We start from the raw sequence: 23,333 nt of genomic DNA on the forward strand, positions 1-23,333 counted from the left end.
ATGATGACTACAGAAAGAATTCCTTGGGATCAATATTTTATGGCACAAGCGGTCTTGCTTTCGTTGCGTAGCACGTGTACGCGACTAGAAGTGGGCGCGACGATCGTAAGAGACAAACGAATCATTGCCGGTGGGTATAACGGTTCTGTTTCCGGCGATGTCCATTGCATCGATGATGGCTGCTACGTGGTAAACGGCCATTGCATTCGGACGATCCACGCCGAGATGAATGCCCTGTTGCAATGTGCCAAGCTAGGGATCGCGACTGATCAAGCGGAAGTTTATGTGACACATTTCCCCTGTCTGGCTTGCACAAAAGCTTTATTGCAAGCAGGAATCAAAACGATCCATTATTTACACGATTACCACAATGATCCTTACGCACTCGAATTGATCCAACATGTGGGTGCGCGCGTTCATCAAGTGGAACTAGAAAATAAGTATTTTACTAAATTACAGTTAGGGGAAGCTGCTGCCGCACTTTTCCATGACTGAAGTTAAAAATTTTTATTTACTGCCGATCGCTGCTAGTTTGTGTTTTGTGAGTGTGCTCTATTCAACACATAAAGGCTGGCTCGTGATCGGGGTAGTGATTGGAGTACACATCTGCTGGATGAAACGGTCAAAGCTGATCTGGCTGACGGTTTTATTCAGCTTTTTGCTTGGCATTCGAACGTGGAGCTATATGGAAAAATTAACACAGCTACCGGAGACAGTCACCCAAGCGCCGGTCACCATTTTGCGAGATACAGTCGTCATCAATGGGAGCAGTCTACGTTTTACTGGCAAGTTTCAGCAACAAAAAGTTACAGTTTCGTATCGTTTGAAAGATGAAGCTGAAAAAAAGTTTTGGCAAACGCAACGAGTTCAACAAGTCAAATTAACTGGAGAAAACAAGCCGTTATCACCTGCGCGTAATTTAAAAGGCTTTGACCAGCAAGCTTATTATCTAGGGCTGGGGCTCGCTGGTCAATTCACAGCCGACCGCCTCACTGATTTTAAAACAGCGCCGCCTGATTTAGCTTATTGGCGGGAAAGTTTGTTTCGTCAAATCGATCAGTGCTTTCCCCAAAAATTAGCCAGCTATATCAAAGCATTAGTGTTAGGTTTCAAAGATGAGCATTTTAGTGATCAAAAAGAATTGTACCAAAAAACTGGTCTGCTTCATTTATTTGCTTTATCTGGTTTGCATATCCAATTTTATTTAGGTGCGTTTCACGTTTTACTAAAGCGTTTGGGACTAGTCCGCGAGACGCGTTTGATCATCTTACTGCTCATTAGTTTTTTGGTGTGGGGCTTTACCGGTTGGGCAGTCAGTGTCTTACGGGCTTTGTTGAGTTTTTTAATCGTCTTTTTATTAACGACATTACAACTTCGATTAGCTAAACTAGACCAGTGGAGCTTCGTTTTACTGGGGGTCTTACTCTTTCGCCCGCTTGTTTTATTGACAGCTAGCGGACGTTTGAGTCTGTGGCTAGCATTGCTGCTGGTTTTTTTGCCGGAAAAATTTTCTCGACCGGTGACATTCCAAATTGCTTTCAGTCTTTTTATGATACCATTATTAGTTTTTGAATTTAGTGAATGGTCTGTGTTGGGTGGGGTGTTTACGCTGTTGTTGTTTCCCATTTTTCAATGGCTGCTGTTACCGGGCTGCTTACTTTTGTTTTGTTTGAGTTTTTTGTGGGTCCCAACCTTTTTAATTCAAGGTCTTAGCTTATGCTTTACTTTATTGGAACACGGACTCGCATTTTTTCAATTGCAGCCATTGGTTTTAGGAAAACCGAGCGTGGGAGTGTTTAGTCTAATTTGGTTTCTGGCCTTTTTAAGTTTAGCGTGTCATAAGCGGAAAAATCAGTTGTGGCTAGTGGGCAGTATCTGCCTGTTACTTATTAGTGTTAGTTTTGATCCTCGCGGGTTGGTGGCATTTGTTGATGTAGGACAAGGCGACAGTATTTTTATCAAACTACCCTTCAAACAAGAAACGTTTTTGATCGACACGGGCGGGAGATTGCAATTTAAACAAGCGGCTTGGCAACGGGGAACGTATCGCCCGCCGTCGGATTATAATTTAGTTCCTTTTTTAAAAAGCCAAGGGATCAAACGAATCGATCATCTTATTTTGACGCATAATGATGCGGACCACATGGGAGAATTGGAAAATGTAGCGCGGTATTTCCAACTGCAAACGGTCTATGTGGCTAACGGGGCTGAAAAAAAGATCGCCTTGCGTTTAAAACGTTTGATCAACAATCAAACGAAAGTCAAATTAGTTAAGACTGGTGATGTGATCGGAAAAAAATTAGCAGTGCATGTTGTGTCACCGACCACTAGTGAAGGGGAAAATGATCAATCGATCGTCACGTTTTTTAAAATCGGACAGCGCCGCTTCTTATTGACCGGCGACTTAGAAAAAACGGGCGAGGCGGCAGTCTTGCAAAAATTTCCTCAATTAAGAGCAGATGTTTTAAAAGTCGGTCATCATGGCAGTAACACTTCAACGTCAGCAGAATTTTTAAACCAGTTACGCCCAACGGATGCTGTGATTTCAGCGGGGCGCAATAATCGCTATGGGCATCCAACAAATGAAACATTAAAAATATTGCAAATGAAAAAAATCCACATCCACCGAACCGATCAACAAGGGATGATCTATTACCAGTGGTCGCCGTACCCATTCAAAAAAACTAGTTCCTTACAATCCACGATAGCTTTTCTAAACTAATCGTGATAGCATAAAAACTCAGGAGGATGGGGACATGGAAACACAACAGGCAATCCAACAAATCAAACAACAACCATTAGCACCCATGTATTTAGTGACCGGGACGGAACTTTATTTACAAGAACAAGTACGCCAAGCTTTTTTGACACGAATGGAGCAAGATGATTTAGAAGAATTAAATTTTATGCGCTTTGATTTGGAAGAAAATAATTTAGTAGAAGTCGTAGCCGAAGCAAAGACATTACCGTTTTTTGGTGATTATCGGTTGATCTTTGTCGAGCAGCCCGCCTTTTTGACCAGTAAAGGCAGTGCTAGTGAGAGTGAGATCACTCAGTTATTAGCGTATTTAAAGGCGCCACTAGCTTCCACGATTTTAGTTTTTTGGGCCAATTACGAAAAATTAGATGCGCGAAAAAAAGTGACCAAAGCATTGAAAAAAGCCGCTAGTGAGATTGAGACGGCCCCTTTAAAAGAAAATGAATTACGCCGTTTTTTACAACAATACTTGGCAAATGCGGGCGTCAAGCTGAACCAAGACGCATTGGAACTTTTTTTGCGTTTAACAGATTTTGAACTGACTAAAGCGATGAATGAGCTGGAAAAATTGATGTTGGCTGCTGGTGATAGTGGGGTGATCACTAAAGCGGACGTTGAAGCATTAGTTCCTAAAACGCTTGAGCATAATATTTTTGAATTGACTGAGCAGATCTTACAAGGCCAAACGGAAGCTGCCTTAAAAACGTATGAAGAACTGCATCTGCAAGGAGAAGAGACGATCAAATTAAATGCGATCTTGATTGGTCAGATCCGGTTACTGTTGCAAACTAAAATTTTACAAAAGATCGGGTATCAGCAAGCGAACATTGCCGAAACATTGAGCATTCATCCGTATCGAGTGAAATTAGCATTACAACAAGTCAAACGTTTCTCATTAGCTTTTTTAACGACGCTGTATGATGAGCTAGTCGAAAATGATTACCAAGTCAAAGTCGGACAACTAGATAAAGAGTTGAGTTTTCAATTATTTATTTTAAAAACGACAGCCAAATTAAGTTAAGAGCCGTTCAAGGATTTTTCTTGAAGGGCTCTTTTTTGTAGGATTGAGTAAATGAATCTCTGTTAGCGAAGTTTACACAGAATTTACGCATTTAAAACGAGAAATAAAAAAACAGTTCTTATACTTAGCTATGAAAGGAGAACTATTTGTCCAAAAAATTTAAATAGCGATAAGGGGAAAAGAACGTTGAACTCATTTTATAAAACGAAACGATTATTATGGGCGGCTTTAGCGGTCTCATTGACCGGGGCGGTCAGTGAGCTCCAGGCTATTTCAGCTGATGCGCAAGCTGATCAAATCAGTGCACCGGCACAGCCGAAAACGCTCGCTGATTTTTCAGTGGCCGCTGGAAAATTACAATTGCAATCGAGCTTGCCGCTAACGACTACTACGCAAGGAACGCCAGTGATCAAACAAGCACCAGGACTTGCAACCGAGGCCGCTTATTTTGATGGAAAATCTGCCGTGTTAGCGCCTTTTGGAAGCAATTTACAACAGCAATTCCACGAACAACTCACGATGGAAGCTTTTTTTAGAGCAGATGAGCTTTCGCAAAGTGAGATGGATCTTTTTTCAAATCAACAAGGTGGGGGTGTCGGACTTGGCTTTGAAGGTGGGCGGTTAACCTTTTTTGGTTTTACCGGTGATCATTACGTCACGCCAAAAGCGACAGTCAAAGCGCATCAATGGATTCATGCGGTAGGGGTGATCGATGAGCAAAGTGTCGCGTTATACGTCAACGGACAGTTGGTCGAGAAACTTCCTAAAGCGGGACCATTGAAATTCACTACCAATCCCAATGCACAAAATCTAGTTTTAGGCGGTGACAGTAGTAGCGCAAATGGAGCTGAGTATTTATTTCGAGGCTTTATAAACCGTGCCCGCTTATATCCGACCGCATTGACTGCCGATCAAATCGCTGAACTAGCTACACAAGCGCATAGTCAAGATGTGGCAGAGCCGATTCAAACGCAAAATTTACAAACTAGTTTGGTCGGGGCAAAGACAAGCGTCCAAGCTAGTAATTACGATTTGAATGTTCAAGTGAGAGGGGAAACAGAAGGGGATATCGATCAGTTAACTTTAGAGGTGAGCTATGATCCTCGGCTAGTAGCTTTTAAAGGGGTTCGCAATAATTCGTTTACTAGTAATACGACCGTATCCGATGATCACAATGGTAAGTTGCAACTTCAATTCACAGGCGCACTTTCAACCGCTGATTTGATCAATTATGCGAAAACGACGATCGCGCAACTGTCATTTGCGACCTTGCCTACAACGAATGATCAAAAAGCTAATTTTAAAATCAGTCAAGTCACTGCACAAGTTGCAGGTCAAATCGTTAAACCAAATGTGACACTTGCCGATCAAGCAGTGACGATTTTAGCGGATGATCCATTTGATTATAATCATGATGGGTTAGTGAGTGTCGGGGATGTGGCATTGGCTCCAGCCCAGCAAAAAGCGCTGGTGGCTCAAAAGGCGACGATCTATCCATACAAGCACGTGCTCGTTTTAACAACGGATGGTGGGGGCAATCCATGGGACCCGACTGGACTGTTTTATGCGAACGGAACGGCAGCACCCCAGTGGACGAATGATCCGGCACTCTTAGCTAAGCGGCAAAATTCATTTGCGCTTAATTTTTTTAATCATGAAGCCGCCATGTCGACAAGTGCTAAAGCGATCTATCCAACGATGTCTGGGATCAACTATGCTTCGATCCTCCACGGTTTAGATTGGAATGAATTGCCAACAGATTATCAATTAGATAATGAGAGTGCCGGTCAATTTTATTTCAATGATTTTGGGAAACCGACCGGACTTTATCCATCGATCTTTAAAGTCCTCAACCACTATCAACCAAAGCGGACGCTGAGTGTTTTTTCTGAATGGTCACAAATTCCAAATGGGATCGTGGAACCTGATGCAGCGGTACAAAAAGAATATGATGGGACACCGGGACAGTCTTATCGCAAAATCGCAGCCTATATCAGCTCGCCTCAATTTGATAAGACGGCGTTTACTTTTTTACAAGACGATTCGATGGATCACGCGGGGCATTCGACCGGTTTTTATAATGATCGTTACTGGACGAATTACAAAACTTATGATGAACGTTTCAAAAGTGTGATCGACAGCTTGAAAAATAGTGGTCACTTAGATGATACGTTGGTGATCTTTAATGCGGATCATGGTGGTTCAGGTCTTAATCATGGCGGAGCATCCCCGGCTGAATCGAACATCTTTATTGCACTTTACGGCCAAACGGTTCCTCAAGGTAAACGACTAACTGGCGGTAGCAATCGCGATATCACGCCAGTAGCTTTACAGGCGTTGGGCGTTCCGCAAGCACCTTCGATGACGGGAAGTGTATTTGATCCGCAAGCGTTTATGAAACAAAGTGAACTGGCAGCTAAAAAACGGGATACTGAGCGAGTGGTGATCGGGAAAAGCCAACACGTTTTACATTTTAACTGGCAAAAAAAACAAGCAGTCAAAGCCGTTGATTTAGTCATCGAGCTAAATGGTCAAGCAAAAGGGACCTTGAAGCCAAACGATGGGAAGATTTTACGCGATCAAGTTGAAAATGGTCAGTGGAAGATCACCTTAGCTTACGATCAGATGCCGACTGACTTTTTAACGCTCACTACAACTGACTCGGCGGCAAAAATGAACGTCAGCCAAATGATGCTAGCCGATTCAGCTGGGAAAGAAATATACAATGACTTAACTGATTATTCAACTGAAAAATTAGATGCAGCGCTGCAACAAGCGGCCCAAATTCAAGCAAAACCAGGTCAAACTTTCACTGCGGCGAGTCAAAAAGTTTTAGCTGAGGCAGTTAGTCAAGCCCAAGCATTGCTGCAATCGGCTACTCTGACGACTGAAGCCGCGAATCAAGCTGCAGAAAAAATCACCGCGGCGATCACGGGGCTCCAACTGGAACCGGCGAAACCGACTGCAATCAAAAAAGATCAGTTGAAACAAGCAATCGCAGCTGCAGAAAAAATCAAACCTCATGCGGGTCAGCATTTTACAGCTAAAAGTTATGGGGAATTCACCGCGGCTTTAGCTGCCGCTAAACAAGTGCTGACCACTAACAAAGCGGATCAAGCTCAAATAGATCAGGCCTGTGAGCGATTACTAGCAGCTAAAAAAGCCTTAGTCGAAGAAACAGATGTTACGGCTAGTGGAAGTTCAACTACTTCTGATAGCCGTCAGCCTAGTGAAAGTTCAACGGCCACTTCAAGTACTAAATCAAGTGAAAGCCATTCGAGTGAAACACCAACGACCACCACTACTAGTCAGCAAACGGCGATCGTAACTGGTAGCACGAGCGGATCGACTGACACCGCAGTAAAAGAAGTACCAGCAGGATCAGTCGTACCGGCTGAGCAAGGTGCAAAGGGTACCGCTAGTCAAACTAATCCAGCCACAAGCTCGGATTTTTGGTCCAATATCTTAGCAGAACCAAAAAGATTTCCTCAAACCAATGATCGGATCGCAAAAGTTTCAGTTCTTTTCGGCGGTTTACTCGTGATTGTGGCCATTGGAATTGCTTGGTGGCGTCACGTAATAAAGAAATCAAATGATCCATTGAATTAAAATAAGCAGCCAACAAAAAAGAGCCGAGAGAAAAATTTCTCTCGGCTCTTTTTTAAATCATCATCACTGTTTTAGGCTAATTTTTTAGCTAAACGTGATTTGTCGCGGTTGGCTTTGTTTTTGTGAATCAAACCTTTTGATTCAGCCATATCGATTGCTTTAACAGCTTCTTTATAAAGCTCGTTAGTATTTTCAGCACCGGCTGCAGCAGCTTCTTCAAATTTTTTAACGGTCGTGCGCATTGCGCTCATTTGAGAAGAATTTTTAGCATTTGCGGTTTCGCTTGTGCGAACACGTTTGATTGCAGATTCAATGTTTGGCATCTGGAATTCACCTCCGAAATTAAGTCTTATACGGGAATCCGTACAATTCAACATTACTCATTATACATAAAGGCAAGTAGCAATGCAATAAAATCGTGACAAGTTTTTTTCCTTAACAGATATTTTTCTCAGTAGCTAAAAAAAGCAGCAGAAAAATTCAGCTGGGTATGCTACTATGAATGAGAAAAAAACAGAAGGATGTGACAAGTTGAGTATTGCGTTAATAGTGACTGTGACTTTAGTGATGGGCGTGATCTTTGTCAATGGCTGGACTGATGCGCCAAATGCGATCGCAACGGCTGTATCGACCCGGGTCTTAAAACCAAATACGGCGATCGGGCTAGCGGTAGTGATGAATTTTCTCGGCGCTCTGGTGATGACGTATTTTAACGCGCAAGTTGCTGAGACCATCAGTAATATCGTGACCTTTGAAGGAGCCGGCAATGCAGCACAAGTCGCCCTTGCATCGTCGTTGTTTTCGATCGTTGTTTGGGCGGTCACCGCTTGGTATTTTGGGATTCCGACGAGTGAATCACACGCGCTGATCGCCGGGCTCACCGGTTCAGCCATGGCGATGGGAGGACTTTCGGCAGTCAATGGCGGCGAGTGGATCAAAGTTTTGGTCGGCTTAGTCGTTTCTACGTTAATGGGTTTTGGCGGCGGCTTTTTAGTAACGCGGCTGTTGGCTAAACTTTTTCAAGGCGTCAATCGCCGAAAAGCCAACCAAGTCTTTACGGTGGGCCAAGCGATCAGTGCGGCGATGAATGCTTTTTTGCACGGTGCGCAAGACGGTCAGAAATTTATGGGTGTCTTTATGCTGGGGCTTTTTTATAACAATCTCGTCGAAAAAACGGGCAACGGTTTTGTGATCCCGCTGTGGGTGATGGCGCTGTGTTCCTTAACGATGGGAGTAGGCACTTCAGTCGGCGGCATGAAGATCATTAAGTCCGTTGGGATGGACATGGTGAAACTGGAAAAATACCAAGGTTTTGCGGCGGATCTGAGTGCAGCGATCTGCTTGTTCCTCGCTTCGATTTTTGGGATCCCCGTATCAACGACCCATACGAAAACCACTGCGATCATGGGAGCTGGTGCTGCTAAACGGATGACTAGTGTCGATTGGAGTATCGTAAAAGATATGATCTTAGCGTGGGTCTTGACGTTTCCAGGTTGTGGCGTGATCGCTTTTATCATGGCAAAACTATTTGTAGCGATTTTTTAATAAAAAGGAGAAGACGATGGCAAGAAAGAAAACCTATGATTATTTTGGTGCGATGAACCAACTCGCAGAATATTCGGCCACTTCGGCACAAGTGTTGAAAGAATTGATCGACGACTATTCAGCAGAAAAATTTGAAGAAAAATCCGAAGTGATCCATCAACTGGAACATCAAGGTGATGAGATCTCAAAAAATACGATGAATGAACTGTTTGATTCTTTCATCACGCCGATCGACCGAGAAGATATCGTGGAGATCATCAATCACCTTGATGATATTTTAGATGGGCTGAATGCGACGACTTATTTATTTGAAAATCTCGTGATCCAAACGATCCGAGAAGATACGGAGCAGTTTTTACAATTGGTGGTCACTGCAACTAAAGGCGTCGTCAAAGCGACTAACGAATTTGCGAAATTCAAACATTCTAAAACGTTGAAAGGCTATATCCAAGAAGTCAATCAGACGGAATCAGAAGCAGACCGCCTTTACAGCGCGCTGACGAAAAAATTATTCACCGAAGAACGTGATCCAATCGAGATCCTTAAATGGAAAGATGTGTACGATCATTTTGAAGCAATCATCGACGACTGTGAAGATGCCGCTGATGTGATCGAAAGTTTAGTGATCAAAAATACGTAAGTCAAAAAATCCGACCTCTGTTTATTAGTAGAAGTTGGATTTTTTGGTTTTGAAACTGAATAGCTGCTCAAACTTGCCTTCTGCTTTGAAAAAGAGTAAACTTTTCAAAAATAATGAGGAGGAGTTTTCATGGGATTAAATGAATATATTTTAGGTTTAAATAATTTAGAAAAGATTCGCCGTGCACCAGGATATTTCAAATTCACGGAGCACACGGTGGCTTCCCATGCGTATCGTGTGACTTCGATCGCGCAAGTTTTAGGGGATATCGAAGAACAAAACGGCGTGACGATCGATTGGAAACTCCTGTATGAAAAAGCGTTGAACCACGATTACACGGAACGATTTATCGGAGATATCAAAACACCAGTCAAATACGCGAGTCATGAGTTGCGGGGAATGTTGCAAACGGTGGAAGAAAAAATGACTGATCGTTTTATCACGCAAGAGATTCCGCCAGAGTTTCAAGCAATTTATCGCCGGCGTTTATTTGAAGGCAAAGACGAGACGGTAGAAGGACAAATTTTAGCTATTTCAGATAAAGTCGATTTGCTGTATGAATCATTTGAAGAGATCATCAAAAATAATCCGGAAAAAGTGTATCAAGAAATGTTCATGGAAGCTGTTCAAACGATCAAAAGTTTTGATACGCGCCCGAGTGTCCATTACTTTTTCGCGCAGATCTTTCCCGAATTACTAGATCAAGAATTTTATGGCCGAGCAGAGTTTTTAGCCAAACTCGCGACGCTGGATTAGGCTACTTGCTACTTGTCTGACCTTTTTTCTGCTATGATAAGCACAAGAGGTGAAAAGATGTATCAACGGTTTATCCATAATCAAAGTTTACGGCGCTTTTCAGTTTTAGCGCTGATCATCGTCAGTTTATATTTAACGCGTTCCTTTATGACCACGATTTTATTGACGTTCATCTTTACTATTTTGTCAGTGAAGATCGTGGGTTTTTTAGAAAAAAAGACCCAGCTGCCCACAAGCTTACTGACCTGTGGTGTCTATATCGCAGAAGTCTTGTTGTTGTATTTGCTGATTACTCAATACGCGTCAATGCTGACTGAACAAGCGATCCAAACGTATAATTCGATCGTTCATTTTTATCAAAAGCGTGACTATGATTCAAATGTCGTCTTAAAATATGTTTCTGATTATTTAGCTCATCACAATTGGCAAGAAAAATTGGAGAGTGGAGCGGGGATCATTTTCACTCAGCTGCAACATGTGGGCGAATTTGCGTTGGCTTTTTTCTTATCGTTCATGTTGAGTTTCTTTTTCATGTTAGAAAAGCAAAAGACCGCCGCTTTTTCACGGCATTTTTTGACGAGTGATCTCGGCTGGTTGTTTGCTGATATTGCTTATTTTGGCCGAATCTTCAGTGAGACATTTGGTGTAGTGATCGAAGTGCAACTGTTGATTGCAATCGTCAACACGGCGATCACGACGGTAGGCTTAGGGTTGATCGGCTTTCATCAATTGCCGACACTGGCGATCATGATCTTTGCTTTGAGTTTGATTCCAGTAGCCGGCGCGATCGTCTCCTGCATTCCCCTAAGTTTGATTGCGTATTCCACCGGCGGCATCCAAAGTGTTTTATATGTGTTGATCTTGATTTTGATCGTTCACTGCATCGAAGCATATATTTTAAATCCTAAATTCATGTCAAGCCGAACTAAATTGCCGATTTTTTACACGTTTGTGATTTTGTTGTTCAGCGAAAAATTTCTCGGTGTTTGGGGATTGATCGTGGGAATTCCGATCTTTACCTTTTTCTTAGAGATCATCCACGTTAAAAAAGGCGAAGGAGCTCAGTGATCTAGTGAATTCGGGTCAAAAGGACAGCGCCATATGCAATAGTCGTGACACTGTCGTAATACCAAACGTGTAACGCAAGCGAAAGCCGGCTACCTCCCATTAAAAATTATGGGAAGGTAGCCGGCTTTTAACGTCTTAGTTCAAAAGGAAAAATTATTTTTTATGATTTTCTCGGAGTTGTTGGATCGTTTTTTCTTCAGGAGTCACAAAAAGTGTTTTTTGATTTTCATAAATCACAAAGCCGGGTTTAGCGCCATTTGGTTTATGGACATTTTTTACGGCGACGTAATCGACGGGGACTTGAGCTGATTGGCGGTATTTAGAAAAATAAGCAGCTAGCTCGGCGGCTTCTAGTAAGGTCGTTTCACTCGGGTCGGTGTCTTTGATGATCACATGTGAACCGGGAATGTTTTTCGCATGGAGCCAAATATCCGTTTTTTTGGCTGTTTTTAAGGTCAGTTGGTCATTTTGCAAGTTGTTTTTCCCGACTAAGATCAACGTGCCGTCACTAGCGGTAAACTCTTCCGGTTTGGAAGGTTTGCTGTTGCGCTTTTTGCTACGCTTTTTCTTCAAGTAACCACTAGCGATCAATTCTTCACGGATCACCTCGATATCCATCGGACCGGCTAATTCCAACTGGGCTAAAATGGATTGTAAATACGCGATTTCTTCTTTGGCCGATTTGATTTGAGTGTAGATCAATTTGACGGCATTTTTTAACTTTTGATATTTATGGAAATACTTTTGCGCATTTTGGCTAGGGGAAAGCGCTGGGTTCAGCGTAATTTTCAGTGGCTGATTCTCTTCATAATAATTTTCCAGCTCAACACTTTCAGCGCCCCGCGGGACTTGGGCCATAAAAGTCGTCAACAGTTCACCTCGCCGGCGATATTCTTCGGCATTTTCGGAATCTTTTAGTGTTTGCTGACGTTTTTCAAGTTTAGTTTGATTGCGTTTGATCTCATTTTCCACTTTGCGAATCAATTGATTCCCCAGTTGTTTGACCCGATCTTTTTCAGCTTTTTCACCGTAAAAAGCATCCAGCATCAAACTTAAATTAGGAAAGTGTTGCGCTTTAGTGAAAGTCTCAAACTCAATCGGCGCAAAAAATTCTTTTTGGCCTTTTTCACCGATCGTTGGAGTGGGTTGTTGGGTAACTTGCTGCCAAAAAGCTTGCCAAACTTTTATTTTTTCATTTGGTGCTTGAGCCAACCGAAAACGCAATTCTTCGGCAGTGTCTCGACCTAAACCTTGAAAATGTTGTTGCAAATAACGCGCATCTAATTTTTCGGCGGTGGCTAAAATTTCGAAGACTTCCGTTTTCGACGCGGTAAAAGGGTTCAGTTGTGTTTGCTTAGGTGGTGCGATGTAGTCAACACCAGGTAAGATAGAACGGTACGTGTTTTGCGAGCTCCCGATGTGTTTGATCGCGTCTAAAATTTTATTCGTCTCAGCGTTCAGCAACACGATCGTAGAGTGGCGGCCCATCAGTTCGACGATGAGCACGATATTTTGCAGATCACCTAATTCATTTCGTTTACTAAAAGTGAAATGGACGACGCGATCGTTTTCGACTTGATGGATCGTCTCTAAGATCGCGCCTTCTAAATACTTTCGGAGCATCATGACGAAATTCGGTGGGTTCTCCGGATTGTGATAGGCAATCTTAGTTAGCTGCATCCGAGCGTAACTAGGGTGAGCGGATAATAATAAACGTTTATTTTCGCCGCGGGCTCGAATCACTAGGACGATCTCGTGTTCATAAGGCTGATGAATCTTGGCGATCCGCCCGCTCAATAATTCAGTTTTTAATTCGTTGACGATGGTATGGGTAAAAACTCCGTCAAAGGACATCTTTTTTCCCTCATTTCTTGTAAGCTAACTTACATTATAACGAAAAAAACGCCAGTAACCAAATAAGTTACCGGCATTTTTTGTTTCACGCTATGATTTGACTGAAAAAACCAGCACTGGATCAGAAAAACTTTATTTCAAGGCTTCACTAAACGCCTCTAACTGGACTAAGACTTCTTGTAACAACAACTCGGCTTCTTTTGGTAATTGATCATAGCCACCGTTTACGACTTCCCGCGATTGGATGAAATCAAGTCGAATTTTCATTCGTTTGATCAAAGTCCACAAATAATGTTGATCATTAAAGTCGACCTCGTGACCGGCTAGCGGTAAATAACTCAATTCTTTCACCGGGCCAAACGGAATGAATTCAGCTTGTTCTTCAACGATTTGCTCAAGGCTGCCCAATGTTTCTTGCGGTGTTACTTTTTGCTGATTGAAAAAACCTGTATTCAAAATGTAGCAATCGGTTTGGTGCTTTGCAAATAGATCCCGAAAATCGCGGTAGTCTTCCGCTAGTGGATAACTGCGGAAAGGATTGGCAAATGGTTCGATCACGAGTTCATCAGCGGCTCGTTTGCCGACCATGTATTCGGCCGTAGAGCGTTTAGTCGCAAGCGTGACACCAAATGCAGCTCCTAGCGCGGGATTTTCGACTTTTATGATCGGCGGCAAGCTATCATCTTTCATGATCCAAAAGACACCATCGATTTTTTCCGCGATATGATCGACTCTATTTTTAGTCGCAAAACGACTTTTGACGCTGCGGCCATTGCCGTTTCGAATGTCTTCTGTCACCATTACTTTTTGATTGTGTTCATCTAATGTCACACCGATATTTTGGGCGGTGACGATATAGCCGACTTCCGTAGAATCCATCGGGTAGTCTTGCGTTTTATCAAAATAGGCAGGTTCTAAGGCAGTCGTTGCACCATCTTTTTTAGAAATGACAAACGCATCGTCATGTAAAACATCGATTTCGTATTTATGATCATGCTGAGCTAAGGTGATCGTTGATTTGCCTGAGCCGGAAAGACCAAACGCAGCCATCGTGTAGTTGCGTTTGCCAAAACGATATTGTTTCATCCCGCCGTGGCATGCGATGAACTGATTTCGATGCGCCATGGCCCATGCTAACGTCAAGGTCGCTTTTTTTAGTTCACCAAAATAGCGTAAGCCTAACACTGCGGCACAATTATGTTCTGCATCGATGATGACTAAACCATGAGGAAACTCGGGGTCAGACCAGTCAGGATCGGCAAATAAAAAGATGTCGCCTTCTGGGATCACTTGCGAATCTTGGTAAAATTTTTTATTCTCACTCGTATGCATTTGAAAGTTCAACAAATAAGAATAGAGATTAGCCGCATATTCTTCTGGTAACATCAAATGCGCCGAGACTGAAAATTCTTGGTCTAAACCCACTAAGACATCGCCGCGGTAAAAATTTTTTTCCCGCGACTGAAAGATCGCTTCCCGTAAAATCTCGCTATAATGATAGGGATCGACGCCTTGTTGTCCAATGATCCGGCGTGCAGCAGCGGTTCGGCCCACCACAGTTCCGTCATTTGAAACTAACACTTTAGCGTTGGTGGGTAAGCCAAGTTCATGGGTATGCAAGACATCTAAATCCGTCGTGATAGTCCCAGGACACGCTTGGGCTAAGTTATAAGCGGTAGTCAAGCTGTTGATTTTTTTTACATTATTCCCGTAAAAAGCAGTCTCGATGGTAGTTCGAAAATTAGACAGCAACGGATTTTGCTGATTGATCTCACTGCGAGGGATCTTCCCAATACTACTCATAAAAAAACCTCCTTACATTCTTCTCTACATTATGATAGCATTAAAATAAATCTCTTACAAATAATAAAAAAACACGTTTTTCTAATCAAAAACTCTTTTAATGAAAAAAGTACCAGTTGTTAGATTTTCTTTGCTAAAATGAAAGGCAGGTCAATTCAAGAAAGCTAGGGTGTGAGATGTCAGAACTAAAACAAAAAGCGGTCGTTTTTTGGCAGCAAATTTTGTGTGGATCGAAAAAACAGAAAAAACGGATCGCGGCACTTAGCGTTTTATGTTTGAGTCTCGCGCTTTTTTTTGGCGCGCTCACAGTGGCTCAGCCCAAGATCCGGCACAGCCAACTAGAAAGTCTCGTCACCCAAAATGTCGCAAGTGATCAGATGATCGTTTTGGATTATGGGACAGAAGATGCAAAAATCAAACAGACAAAAGCAATCTCGGTAATGTTTTCGCAACCTCACGGCAAATATTTTACTCGTGTTGAGACGTTACTTACACGAAAAGAAGCGGAGTTGAATCGCACGTTTTATTATTATCCAGTGGTCTACGATCAGCAAGCCATCGCGAAAAAATATCAGCTTGATCCCACTAAAGTCACCTTTATCTTTTTTCAAGACGGGAAAGAAAAAAATCGTTTCGTGGTGGATGACTTGAGTGATTTAAATCAAACATTCATCCCGGAATTAAATCGTTTGCCCATGTGGCGTTTACGCCAAAGTAAAAACAAATAATCAGACAATTGCGAATTTTTTTGTTTTTAGTGTTGACATCTAGTAGCAGATTGGATAAACTACAAACAACATCCAACAAAGATGTCAAATTATTCAACAATGGGAGTGGTATTCATGACAAACGCAAACTTATCAATTCAAATGAATAGCTGGCGCAACTGGCGTAGATAAGTTGTATGTATGGATCTCACTTCATAGATACAACGATTAGACATGCTCTAACTCTTGTATCTATGCTGGTTTATTTAAACGTCTGCCGCATAGATCAGTCTATGCGGTTTTTGTCTCGACAATTACCGTAGTTTAGGGTAATTGTCTTTTTTTATTCGCTGAGCACTTCAAACATTAAAAACAACTAAATTTAGGGGGATAACATTATGAAAAACAAAGGAATCATTGGAGCAGTTGCCGCAATCGGGATCATTTTGATTGGCGTCTTCGCGTTTCAAATGGGAGCTAGACAAAGTACGAACGGCAGTAGTCAAACGCAAACTGAAAAAGTAAAAACAGTGGGGATCTTGCAGTTTGTCAGCCATCCTTCACTGGATCAAATCAAAAAAGGTGTCGTGGCCGGCTTGAAAGATGCTGGGTATACGGAAGGGAAAAATGTGAAGATCGAATTTCTAAATGGTCAAGCTGATCAAAGTAAACTGAACACGATGAGCCAACAGCTGATCGACAAAAAATCCGATGTTTTAGTAGGGATCGCAACGCCAGCCGCCAAAGCACTAGCCAACGCGACCAGTACGACACCGATCATTATGGGCGCCATCAGTGACCCGGTGGGAGCCAAATTAGTCAGTGATTTGAAACATCCGGGAAAAAATATCACGGGTGTCTCTAACCAAACACCAGTCGACCAACAGATCGAGTTAGCGAAAAAATTATTTCCAGCGGCTAAAACGGTGGGGATGATCTATTCCTCAGCAGAAGAAAATTCAAAGTCGATGATCAAAGAAGCGGAAACCAAAGCGAAAGCGGCCGGCTACGAAGTGAAAAAATATGCGATCTCTTCTAGTAATGAGATCGCCCAAACGACGCAAGTGATGTGTGCCGAGACTGATTTTGTCTATGTGCCGCAAGATAATACGATCGCAAGTGCCTTTCAAGCGTTGATGGGAGAAGCGGATAAAGCGAAAAAACCCGTTTTCGTTTCTGTTGACAATATGGTGAAAGAAGGCGGGATCGCAACTGTCGGTCAAAATCAATATGACTTAGGGGTTGAGACCGGGAAAATGGCAGCGGCAGCTTTAGAAGGTAAAAAACCAGCGGATACACCGGTCAATGTGATCGATTATGGTGAGACGATCATCAATGAGGAAAAAGCCAAAGAATTAGGCATTACGATCCCAGCTGATGTGAAACAAGACGCAAAATTAATCAAAGGGGAGTAAGGCGATGTTGATATCAGTAATCGGACAAGGACTTTTATGGGGTATCTTAGGATTGGGAATCTTTATGACGTATCGAATCTTAAATTTCCCCGATATGACAACAGAAGGTTCATTTCCATTAGGCGGCGCGGTTTGTGTCACGGCCATCACCCATGGGATCTCGCCGATTTTGGCGACGATCCTTGGAATTTTAGCAGGGATGGTCGCGGGGCTCGTTACGGGATTGTTGTACACGAAAGGGAAGATCCCGGTGATTTTAGCTGGGATCTTGGTGATGTCAGGTTTAAATTCGGTGATGTTGTTTGTGATGCAGACACCGAACTTATCGTTGTTGAATCAACCGAAGCTGCAAGATTTTTTTACTAAATTAAACTTGCCGCCTTATTTTGATATCGTAACGCTCGGCTTAGTTTCAGTTGGGGTCATCATCGGGCTGCTATTACTATTTTTCTACACGGATTACGGTCAAGCCTATATCGCGACTGGCGATAATGAAATGATGGCGCGTTCGATCGGGATCGATACGGACCGCTTGAAAGTCGTAGGGCTGACGATCTCAAATGGTGTGATCGCCTTATCCGGTGCTTTGATCGCTCAAAATGACGGTTACGCTGATGTGGGAAAAGGGGTAGGTGTCATCGTCATTGGACTGGCTTCGATCATTATCGGAGAAGTGATCTTTGGCGAGTTGACGTTTGCTGAACGTTTAGTGGCGGTGATCTTAGGAAGTATCTTCTACCAATTTTTGATCTTAGCTATCATCAAGCTAGGCTTTGATACGACTTATTTGAAAATCATCTCGTCGATTGTCTTAGCGATTTGTTTGATGATCCCGCAGTTGAAACAAAAGTTGAACTTAAAAACCGGATTTGAAAAGGAGTAATCACATGCAAGCATTGGAGATCACACACGCTAATAAAACGGTGCGGAATGGTGCGCGAGACCAGCAAAAAATTTTAGCTGACTTGAGTTTGACAGTGGCACCGGGAGATTTCATCACGGTCTTAGGAGGCAACGGTGCCGGGAAAAGCACCTTGTTCAATAGCATCTCAGGAACTTTGATGCTTGATTCAGGAACGGTTGCGATCAAAGGGCAAGACATTACACGCCTGCCTGAAGAAAAACGAGCAAAATATATCGCGCGAGTTTTTCAAGACCCCAAATTAGGAACGGCACCGCGGATGACGGTCGCTGAAAATTTGACTCTCGCTCAAAAGCGTGGCCAAAAACGCGGTTTGCACCTACGGAAACTAAAAGAACAGCGCGCTTATTTTCAAACGATTTGCGCTAGTATCGGCAATGGATTAGAAAATCATTTAGACACGCCCACTGGTCATCTGTCGGGCGGGCAACGTCAAGCTTTGAGTTTACTGATGGCGACTTTGACTAAGCCAGAACTTTTATTATTAGATGAACACACGGCCGCTTTAGATCCAAAGACTGCGAAACAATTGATGCAAGTCACGGATCAAAAAATCACTGCTAGTCAATTGACTTGTCTCATGATCACTCATAAGATGGAAGACGCGCTGACTTACGGCAATCGACTGTTAGTGATGAAAAAAGGACGGATCGTCCATGATTTTTCCGCGGCAGAAAAAGCGGACTTAAGCCTGCAAGATCTGTTCTTATTTTTTGAAGAGGATGCGGATCTGGAAGTAGGCTGATTAAAAAAAGTTGAAAAAGTAGTTGACAATTCCTGAAAAGGCCACTATAATTTGGACAATCTTAAATCAGTTTGGAGCGAGCAAAATGGATCAGACATTACTCTCACAACTGAATACGTATTACTTTAGCTATTTTAGATGAGTTTGTGTTCATGACTTCATGGGTGCAAACACAAGCGTTTGTATCTATGATGGCTAAGGCGATTCAAGCTGAACTTTCTAAGCCACGTAGATGAAAATCTATCGTGGCTTTTTTCGTTATTAAACGTCCATTGTAGATTTTCTGCAGTGGGCGTTTTTTGTTCAGTTGATCTGAGAAACACAAGGAGGGAGCGTTTAACATGTTCAAAATTTCGGGCCAAACGAAACTGGCAGCACTTTATGCGCAGCCGGCACGCCACAGTTTTTCACCTTTGATGCAAACGACGGCTTTTCAAGCTGCTGGGATTGATGCGATTTATTTAAGCTTCGATCTGACAGCTGAAAAATTTCCTCACGCGATGGAAGCGATCCGCAGTTTGGACCTGTTAGGAGTCAACATCTCAATGCCGTATAAACAAAAGGCACTGACTTTAGTCGATGAAGTCGATCAAGCCGCCCAACTGATCGGAGCAGTCAATACTGTCGTCAATCAAAAAGGAAAGTTGATCGGCTACAATACAGACGGTGCTGGTTTTATGAAAAGTATGGCAGAACAGGCGGTGGAATCGCCGGGAAAAGAGCTTACTTTATTAGGTGCTGGAGGAGCTGCGCAAGCGATCTTAGTCCAAGCAGCTTTAGATGGTGTCAGAAAAATCAACGTGTTCAATCGCCCAAGTCCTAATTATCAAAAAATCGCCGCACTGATTGAACGTCTGGAACAAGTGACGACTTGTGAATTTCAGCTTTTCGAATTAGCTGAGCAAACAAAATTGGCCGAAAAAATCGCTGGCAGTACTCTTTTGGTCAATGCGACGAGCGTGGGGATGACAACCAGTGACAGCTTAGTCCCGCCAGAAATGTTGCGGCGCGATTTAGTCGTCGCAGACTTGATCTATCAACCCCAACAAACTGCTTTATTGCAAGCGGCCAAAGCAAATGGTGCCCAGACGATCAACGGTCTAGGGATGTTGCTTCACCAAGGAGCAGAGGCGTTCAAACTTTGGACCGGTCAACCGATGCCGCTAGCCGTCGTGCGCCCGGTATTAGAAAAGCAAATCAAATAAAAATGAAGGAATGATAACGATGATCTTAATTATAAAACCAGGTACCACTAGAGAAGAATTAGTTCCCATCATTACTCGAATCAAAGAAGCAGGCTTAGGCGTTCAAATCAATCACGGGAAGAATCGGTTAGTATTAGGTCTGATCGGTGATCCTAAAATCATGCGGGCAGTCGCGTTCCAAAGCTATGAAGCTGTTGAAAATGTCGTGCCGATCACCAACACATACAAGTTGACTTCACGAGAATTCCATCCTCAAGATACCGTGGTAGATGTCAATGGTGTGAAGATCGGAGCAGGTAATTTTGTGACCATGGCTGGACCTTGTTCTGTCGAGACAAAAGAACAGATCATGGAAAGTGCGCGGATGGCCAAAGCCGGCGGAGCAAAAATTTTACGTGGTGGCGCGTTCAAACCCCGGACCTCTCCTTACGCTTTTCAAGGATTAGGACTAGAAGGGTTAAAGATCATGCGAGAAGCAGCGGATCATTACGATTTGAAAGTGATTACTGAAGTGATGGATGAAAGCCACATCGAGATGGTCGCACAATACGCGGATGTGATCCAGATCGGTGCACGGAACATGCAAAATTTCCGTTTGTTAGAAGCTGTGGGGAAAACCGGAAAACCCATTGGCTTGAAACGCGGGATCTCAGGCACGATCGAGGAATGGTTGAATGCCGCTGAATATATCGCCGTGCAAGACAACGCGAAGATCATTTTTATCGAGCGAGGGATTCGAACTTACGAAACGGCGACGCGCAATACATTTGACTTGAGTGCCGTACCATTGATCAAAAAATTGAGTCATTTCCCGATCATCGTTGATCCAAGTCACGGGACCGGGATCTGGGATCTAGTTCCTCCGATGGCACGAGCTGGGGTAGCAAGCGGTGCAGATGGCATGATCGTGGAGATCCATCCCGATCCAGCACACGCTTGGTCAGACGGACAGCAATCATTGAATGAAAAGCAATACTTAAAGATGATGCGTGAAGTCGACGTATTGACTGAAGCGATGCAAAAAATCAAACAGTTGGAAGAAGGCGAGCAGTAATGGAGATCCAACTAGGTGCAGACAGCTACCAGATCAAGATCCAAAGCGGCGCTCTTGACCAGGTAGGAAAATGGCTACAAAATTTATGGCCCGCCAAAAAAATCGCGTTGATCAGTGATAGTCACGTTTTTCCTTTGTATGGTGAAAAAGTCATGGCGCAACTTGTGGCAGTCGGCTTTGACGTTCGACCAGTAGTCGTTCCGGCGGGGGAAAAAAGCAAAAGTTTAGCCCAAGCAGAAAAACTCTATGAATTTTTAGCAGAGGCTGGCTTTACGCGCAGTGATGCGGTGGTTGCTTTAGGCGGCGGAGTAGTGGGAGATTTGACAGGCTTTGTCGCTTCGACTTATATGCGGGGCTTGCCCTTTGTCCAAATTCCCACTTCGTTATTAGCGCAAGTGGATTCCAGTATTGGGGGCAAGACGGCGGTCAACTCAAGCCAAGCGAAAAATTTGATTGGGACTTTTGCGCAGCCGGCGGGTGTTTTGATCGATCCTGAAACTTTGCAAACTTTGGCGGCACCTCAAGTGTCTGAAGGCATCGCGGAGATCATCAAATGCGCTTTGATCAAAGACCGCACACTGTGGCAACGTTTGGAAAATTTTTCGACGACCGCTGAGTTATTAGCCCAAGCAGAATCGGTCATCACCTCGGCTTTAGCAGTCAAAAAATGGGCTGTGGAGCAAGATGAATTTGATTTAGGAACACGGTTGTTGCTGAATTTCGGTCACACGATCGGTCACGCGTTGGAAAATACAGTCGGTTACGGCACTTTGAGTCATGGTGAAGCCGTAGCGATCGGGATGGTGAAGATCACGGAAGCAGCAGAGGAAAAACAGTTAACACCAGTTGGGATCAGCGCTCAGCTCAAACCGTTAGTGCAAAAATTTGGTTTACCGATCGATTATCAGCCGTGGGAACCAGCCAAACTTTTTAAAGCGATCACCCATGATAAAAAGACGCGGGGCGATCAACTCAAACTAGTTTTATTGAAACAGATCGGGGAAGGCTATCTTAAAACGATCCCGCTAACTGAGATGAAAGAATTTTTATAGGAGATGAGCAGATGCGCTATTTAACAGCAGGCGAATCCCACGGGCCGGAATTGACCGCAATCATTGAAGGGTTTCCCGCGGGACTTGAGATTTCAGAAGCAGAATTGAATACAGAACTTGCGCGGCGCCAAAAAGGTTATGGCCGTGGCGGTCGGATGAAAATCGAACAGGACACGGTGAAGATCACCGCGGGAGTGCGGCATGGAAAAACGTTAGGCTCTCCTATCACATTGAGTATTTCAAACCGTGATTGGAAAAATTGGCAGACGGTGATGGCTCCTCAGCCGGTTGAAAAAAAAGCTGAAGATCTGCGGCGAGTAGTGCGGCCGCGGCCTGGTCATGCGGATCTAGTTGGGGGAATGAAATACAGGCACCGCGATTTGCGCAATGTGTTGGAACGTTCTTCAGCCCGCGAAACAGCATTGCGCGTTGCCATTGGCGGATTAGCTAAACAATTACTAACCGCGCTAGATATCGAGGTAGCTAGTCACGTCGTCGAGCTCGGTGGAATCACCACTACGCCAGCTGAACTAACGTTAAAAGAGATTCAGCAACGTTCAGAAGCTTCGGCTGTTCGGGTGGTGGACCCAACTGTTGAAGCTGCCATGATCGAAAAAATCGATGCGACTAAGAAGAACGGCGATACATTAGGCGGTGTAGTTGAGGTGCGCGTGGCAAATGTCCCAGCCGGATTAGGAAGTTATGTGCAATGGGATCGGAAATTAGACGGCAAACTCGCGCAAGCCATTTTAAGCATCAATGCGTTCAAAGGCGTTGAGTTCGGCGTGGGCTTTACGGCAGCGAAGCATCCCGGTTCCGAGGTGATGGATGAGATCACTTGGGATGAAACGACAGGATTTAAACGCGCCACTGATTACTTAGGCGGCTTTGAAGGCGGGATGACGAACGGAGAACAGATTATCGTGCGCGGGGTGATGAAGCCGATCCCGACTTTATACCGACCGTTGAACAGTGTGGATATCGAGACAAAAGCAGTTTACAAAGCGAGCGTTGAGCGCTCAGATACGACCGCGGTCCCAGCAGCAGCCGTCGTGGCAGAAAATGTCGTCGCTACGATTATCGCAAACGAAATCACAGAAACTTTCCACAGCGATTCACTAACGGAACTACAACACGAATTCCAAACTTACAAAGAACGACTGAAAAATTTTTAAGGAG

General features: G+C 43.6%; 19 protein-coding genes. 16 read left to right on the plus strand and 3 right to left on the minus strand.

The genetic code is table 11. From position 1 onward, the window contains the following. Positions 1 to 3 precede the first annotated feature (3 nt). From GVJ38_RS02905 to GVJ38_RS02920, 4 genes are all read left to right on the plus strand, one after another. Entirely contained in the window at positions 4 to 495 is a 492-nt protein-coding gene (locus GVJ38_RS02905; protein ID WP_159721673.1) for a ComE operon protein 2, read from the plus strand. After that, a complete protein-coding gene (locus GVJ38_RS02910; RefSeq protein ID WP_159721674.1) occupies positions 488 to 2,722 on the plus strand; it encodes a DNA internalization-related competence protein ComEC/Rec2 in 2,235 nt (744 codons plus the stop codon). Before GVJ38_RS02905 ends, GVJ38_RS02910 begins: the two co-directional genes overlap by 8 nt. Before the next feature lie 34 nt (positions 2,723 to 2,756). After that, positions 2,757 to 3,779 (plus strand): DNA polymerase III subunit delta, encoded by a 1,023-nt coding sequence (holA, locus tag GVJ38_RS02915; protein WP_159721675.1) that lies wholly within the window; start codon positions 2,757 to 2,759, stop codon positions 3,777 to 3,779. Between the two features lie 186 nt (positions 3,780 to 3,965). Beyond that, positions 3,966 to 7,388 (plus strand): LamG-like jellyroll fold domain-containing protein, encoded by a 3,423-nt coding sequence (locus tag GVJ38_RS02920; protein WP_159721676.1) that lies wholly within the window; start codon positions 3,966 to 3,968, stop codon positions 7,386 to 7,388. Between the two features lie 71 nt (positions 7,389 to 7,459). Here GVJ38_RS02920 and rpsT read toward each other — a convergent pair whose 3' ends face one another. Then, on the minus strand, positions 7,460 to 7,711 hold the full coding sequence (gene rpsT / locus GVJ38_RS02925; RefSeq protein WP_159721677.1) for a 30S ribosomal protein S20: 252 nt from the start codon (positions 7,709 to 7,711) through the stop codon (positions 7,460 to 7,462). A gap of 175 nt (positions 7,712 to 7,886) precedes the next feature. On the opposite strand from rpsT, the gene GVJ38_RS02930 reads away from it, so the two are divergent. From GVJ38_RS02930 to GVJ38_RS02945, 4 genes are all read left to right on the plus strand, one after another. Further along, positions 7,887 to 8,933, plus strand: coding sequence for an inorganic phosphate transporter (locus GVJ38_RS02930; RefSeq protein WP_159721678.1), 1,047 nt, complete (start codon positions 7,887 to 7,889; stop codon positions 8,931 to 8,933). 16 nt (positions 8,934 to 8,949) lie between these two features. Next, positions 8,950 to 9,573, plus strand: coding sequence for a DUF47 domain-containing protein (locus tag GVJ38_RS02935; protein WP_159721679.1), 624 nt, complete (start codon positions 8,950 to 8,952; stop codon positions 9,571 to 9,573). Positions 9,574 to 9,702: 129 nt separating this feature from the next. After that, positions 9,703 to 10,329 carry a YfbR-like 5'-deoxynucleotidase gene (locus GVJ38_RS02940; protein ID WP_159721680.1) on the plus strand — a complete coding sequence of 209 codons (627 nt, stop codon included), beginning with the start codon at positions 9,703 to 9,705 and terminating at the stop codon, positions 10,327 to 10,329. Between the two features lie 57 nt (positions 10,330 to 10,386). Next, positions 10,387 to 11,397 carry an AI-2E family transporter gene (locus GVJ38_RS02945; RefSeq protein ID WP_159721681.1) on the plus strand — a complete coding sequence of 337 codons (1,011 nt, stop codon included), beginning with the start codon at positions 10,387 to 10,389 and terminating at the stop codon, positions 11,395 to 11,397. 153 nt (positions 11,398 to 11,550) lie between these two features. On the opposite strand, the gene efbA is transcribed toward GVJ38_RS02945, so the two are convergent. Further along, complete coding sequence (gene efbA / locus GVJ38_RS02950) at positions 11,551 to 13,251, minus strand: fibronectin-binding protein EfbA (RefSeq protein ID WP_159721682.1); 1,701 nt, start codon at positions 13,249 to 13,251, stop codon at positions 11,551 to 11,553. Positions 13,252 to 13,383: 132 nt separating this feature from the next. After that, a complete protein-coding gene (locus GVJ38_RS02955; protein ID WP_159721683.1) occupies positions 13,384 to 15,054 on the minus strand; it encodes a phosphoenolpyruvate carboxykinase (ATP) in 1,671 nt (556 codons plus the stop codon). Between the two features lie 176 nt (positions 15,055 to 15,230). On the opposite strand from GVJ38_RS02955, the gene GVJ38_RS02960 reads away from it, so the two are divergent. The 8 genes from GVJ38_RS02960 (at position 15,231) to aroC (ending at position 23,329) form a co-directional block, all read left to right on the plus strand. Then, the gene (locus tag GVJ38_RS02960) at positions 15,231 to 15,782 is read left to right on the plus strand and encodes a hypothetical protein (RefSeq protein WP_159721684.1); all 552 of its coding nucleotides are present in this window, start codon (positions 15,231 to 15,233) and stop codon (positions 15,780 to 15,782) included. Between the two features lie 377 nt (positions 15,783 to 16,159). After that, on the plus strand, positions 16,160 to 17,176 hold the full coding sequence (gene trpX / locus GVJ38_RS02965) for a tryptophan ABC transporter substrate-binding protein (protein ID WP_159721685.1): 1,017 nt from the start codon (positions 16,160 to 16,162) through the stop codon (positions 17,174 to 17,176). 4 nt (positions 17,177 to 17,180) lie between these two features. Beyond that, positions 17,181 to 18,059 carry an ABC transporter permease gene (locus GVJ38_RS02970; protein ID WP_159721686.1) on the plus strand — a complete coding sequence of 293 codons (879 nt, stop codon included), beginning with the start codon at positions 17,181 to 17,183 and terminating at the stop codon, positions 18,057 to 18,059. 4 nt (positions 18,060 to 18,063) lie between these two features. Next, on the plus strand, positions 18,064 to 18,843 hold the full coding sequence (locus tag GVJ38_RS02975) for an ABC transporter ATP-binding protein (protein WP_159721687.1): 780 nt from the start codon (positions 18,064 to 18,066) through the stop codon (positions 18,841 to 18,843). 341 nt (positions 18,844 to 19,184) lie between these two features. Continuing rightward, positions 19,185 to 20,048, plus strand: coding sequence for a shikimate dehydrogenase (locus GVJ38_RS02980; protein ID WP_159721688.1), 864 nt, complete (start codon positions 19,185 to 19,187; stop codon positions 20,046 to 20,048). Positions 20,049 to 20,067: 19 nt separating this feature from the next. After that, complete coding sequence (gene aroF / locus GVJ38_RS02985) at positions 20,068 to 21,102, plus strand: 3-deoxy-7-phosphoheptulonate synthase (RefSeq protein ID WP_159721689.1); 1,035 nt, start codon at positions 20,068 to 20,070, stop codon at positions 21,100 to 21,102. Continuing rightward, a complete protein-coding gene (aroB, locus tag GVJ38_RS02990) occupies positions 21,102 to 22,154 on the plus strand; it encodes a 3-dehydroquinate synthase (RefSeq protein WP_159721690.1) in 1,053 nt (350 codons plus the stop codon). Before aroF ends, aroB begins: the two co-directional genes overlap by 1 nt. 11 nt (positions 22,155 to 22,165) lie before the next feature. Beyond that, positions 22,166 to 23,329 carry a chorismate synthase gene (gene aroC, locus GVJ38_RS02995; RefSeq protein WP_159721691.1) on the plus strand — a complete coding sequence of 388 codons (1,164 nt, stop codon included), beginning with the start codon at positions 22,166 to 22,168 and terminating at the stop codon, positions 23,327 to 23,329. The last annotated feature ends 4 nt before the right edge of the window (positions 23,330 to 23,333 follow it).

The sequence above is a fragment of the Enterococcus sp. CSURQ0835 genome, assembly GCF_902706605.1.
Taxonomy (GTDB): Bacteria; Bacillota; Bacilli; order Lactobacillales; family Enterococcaceae; genus Enterococcus_A.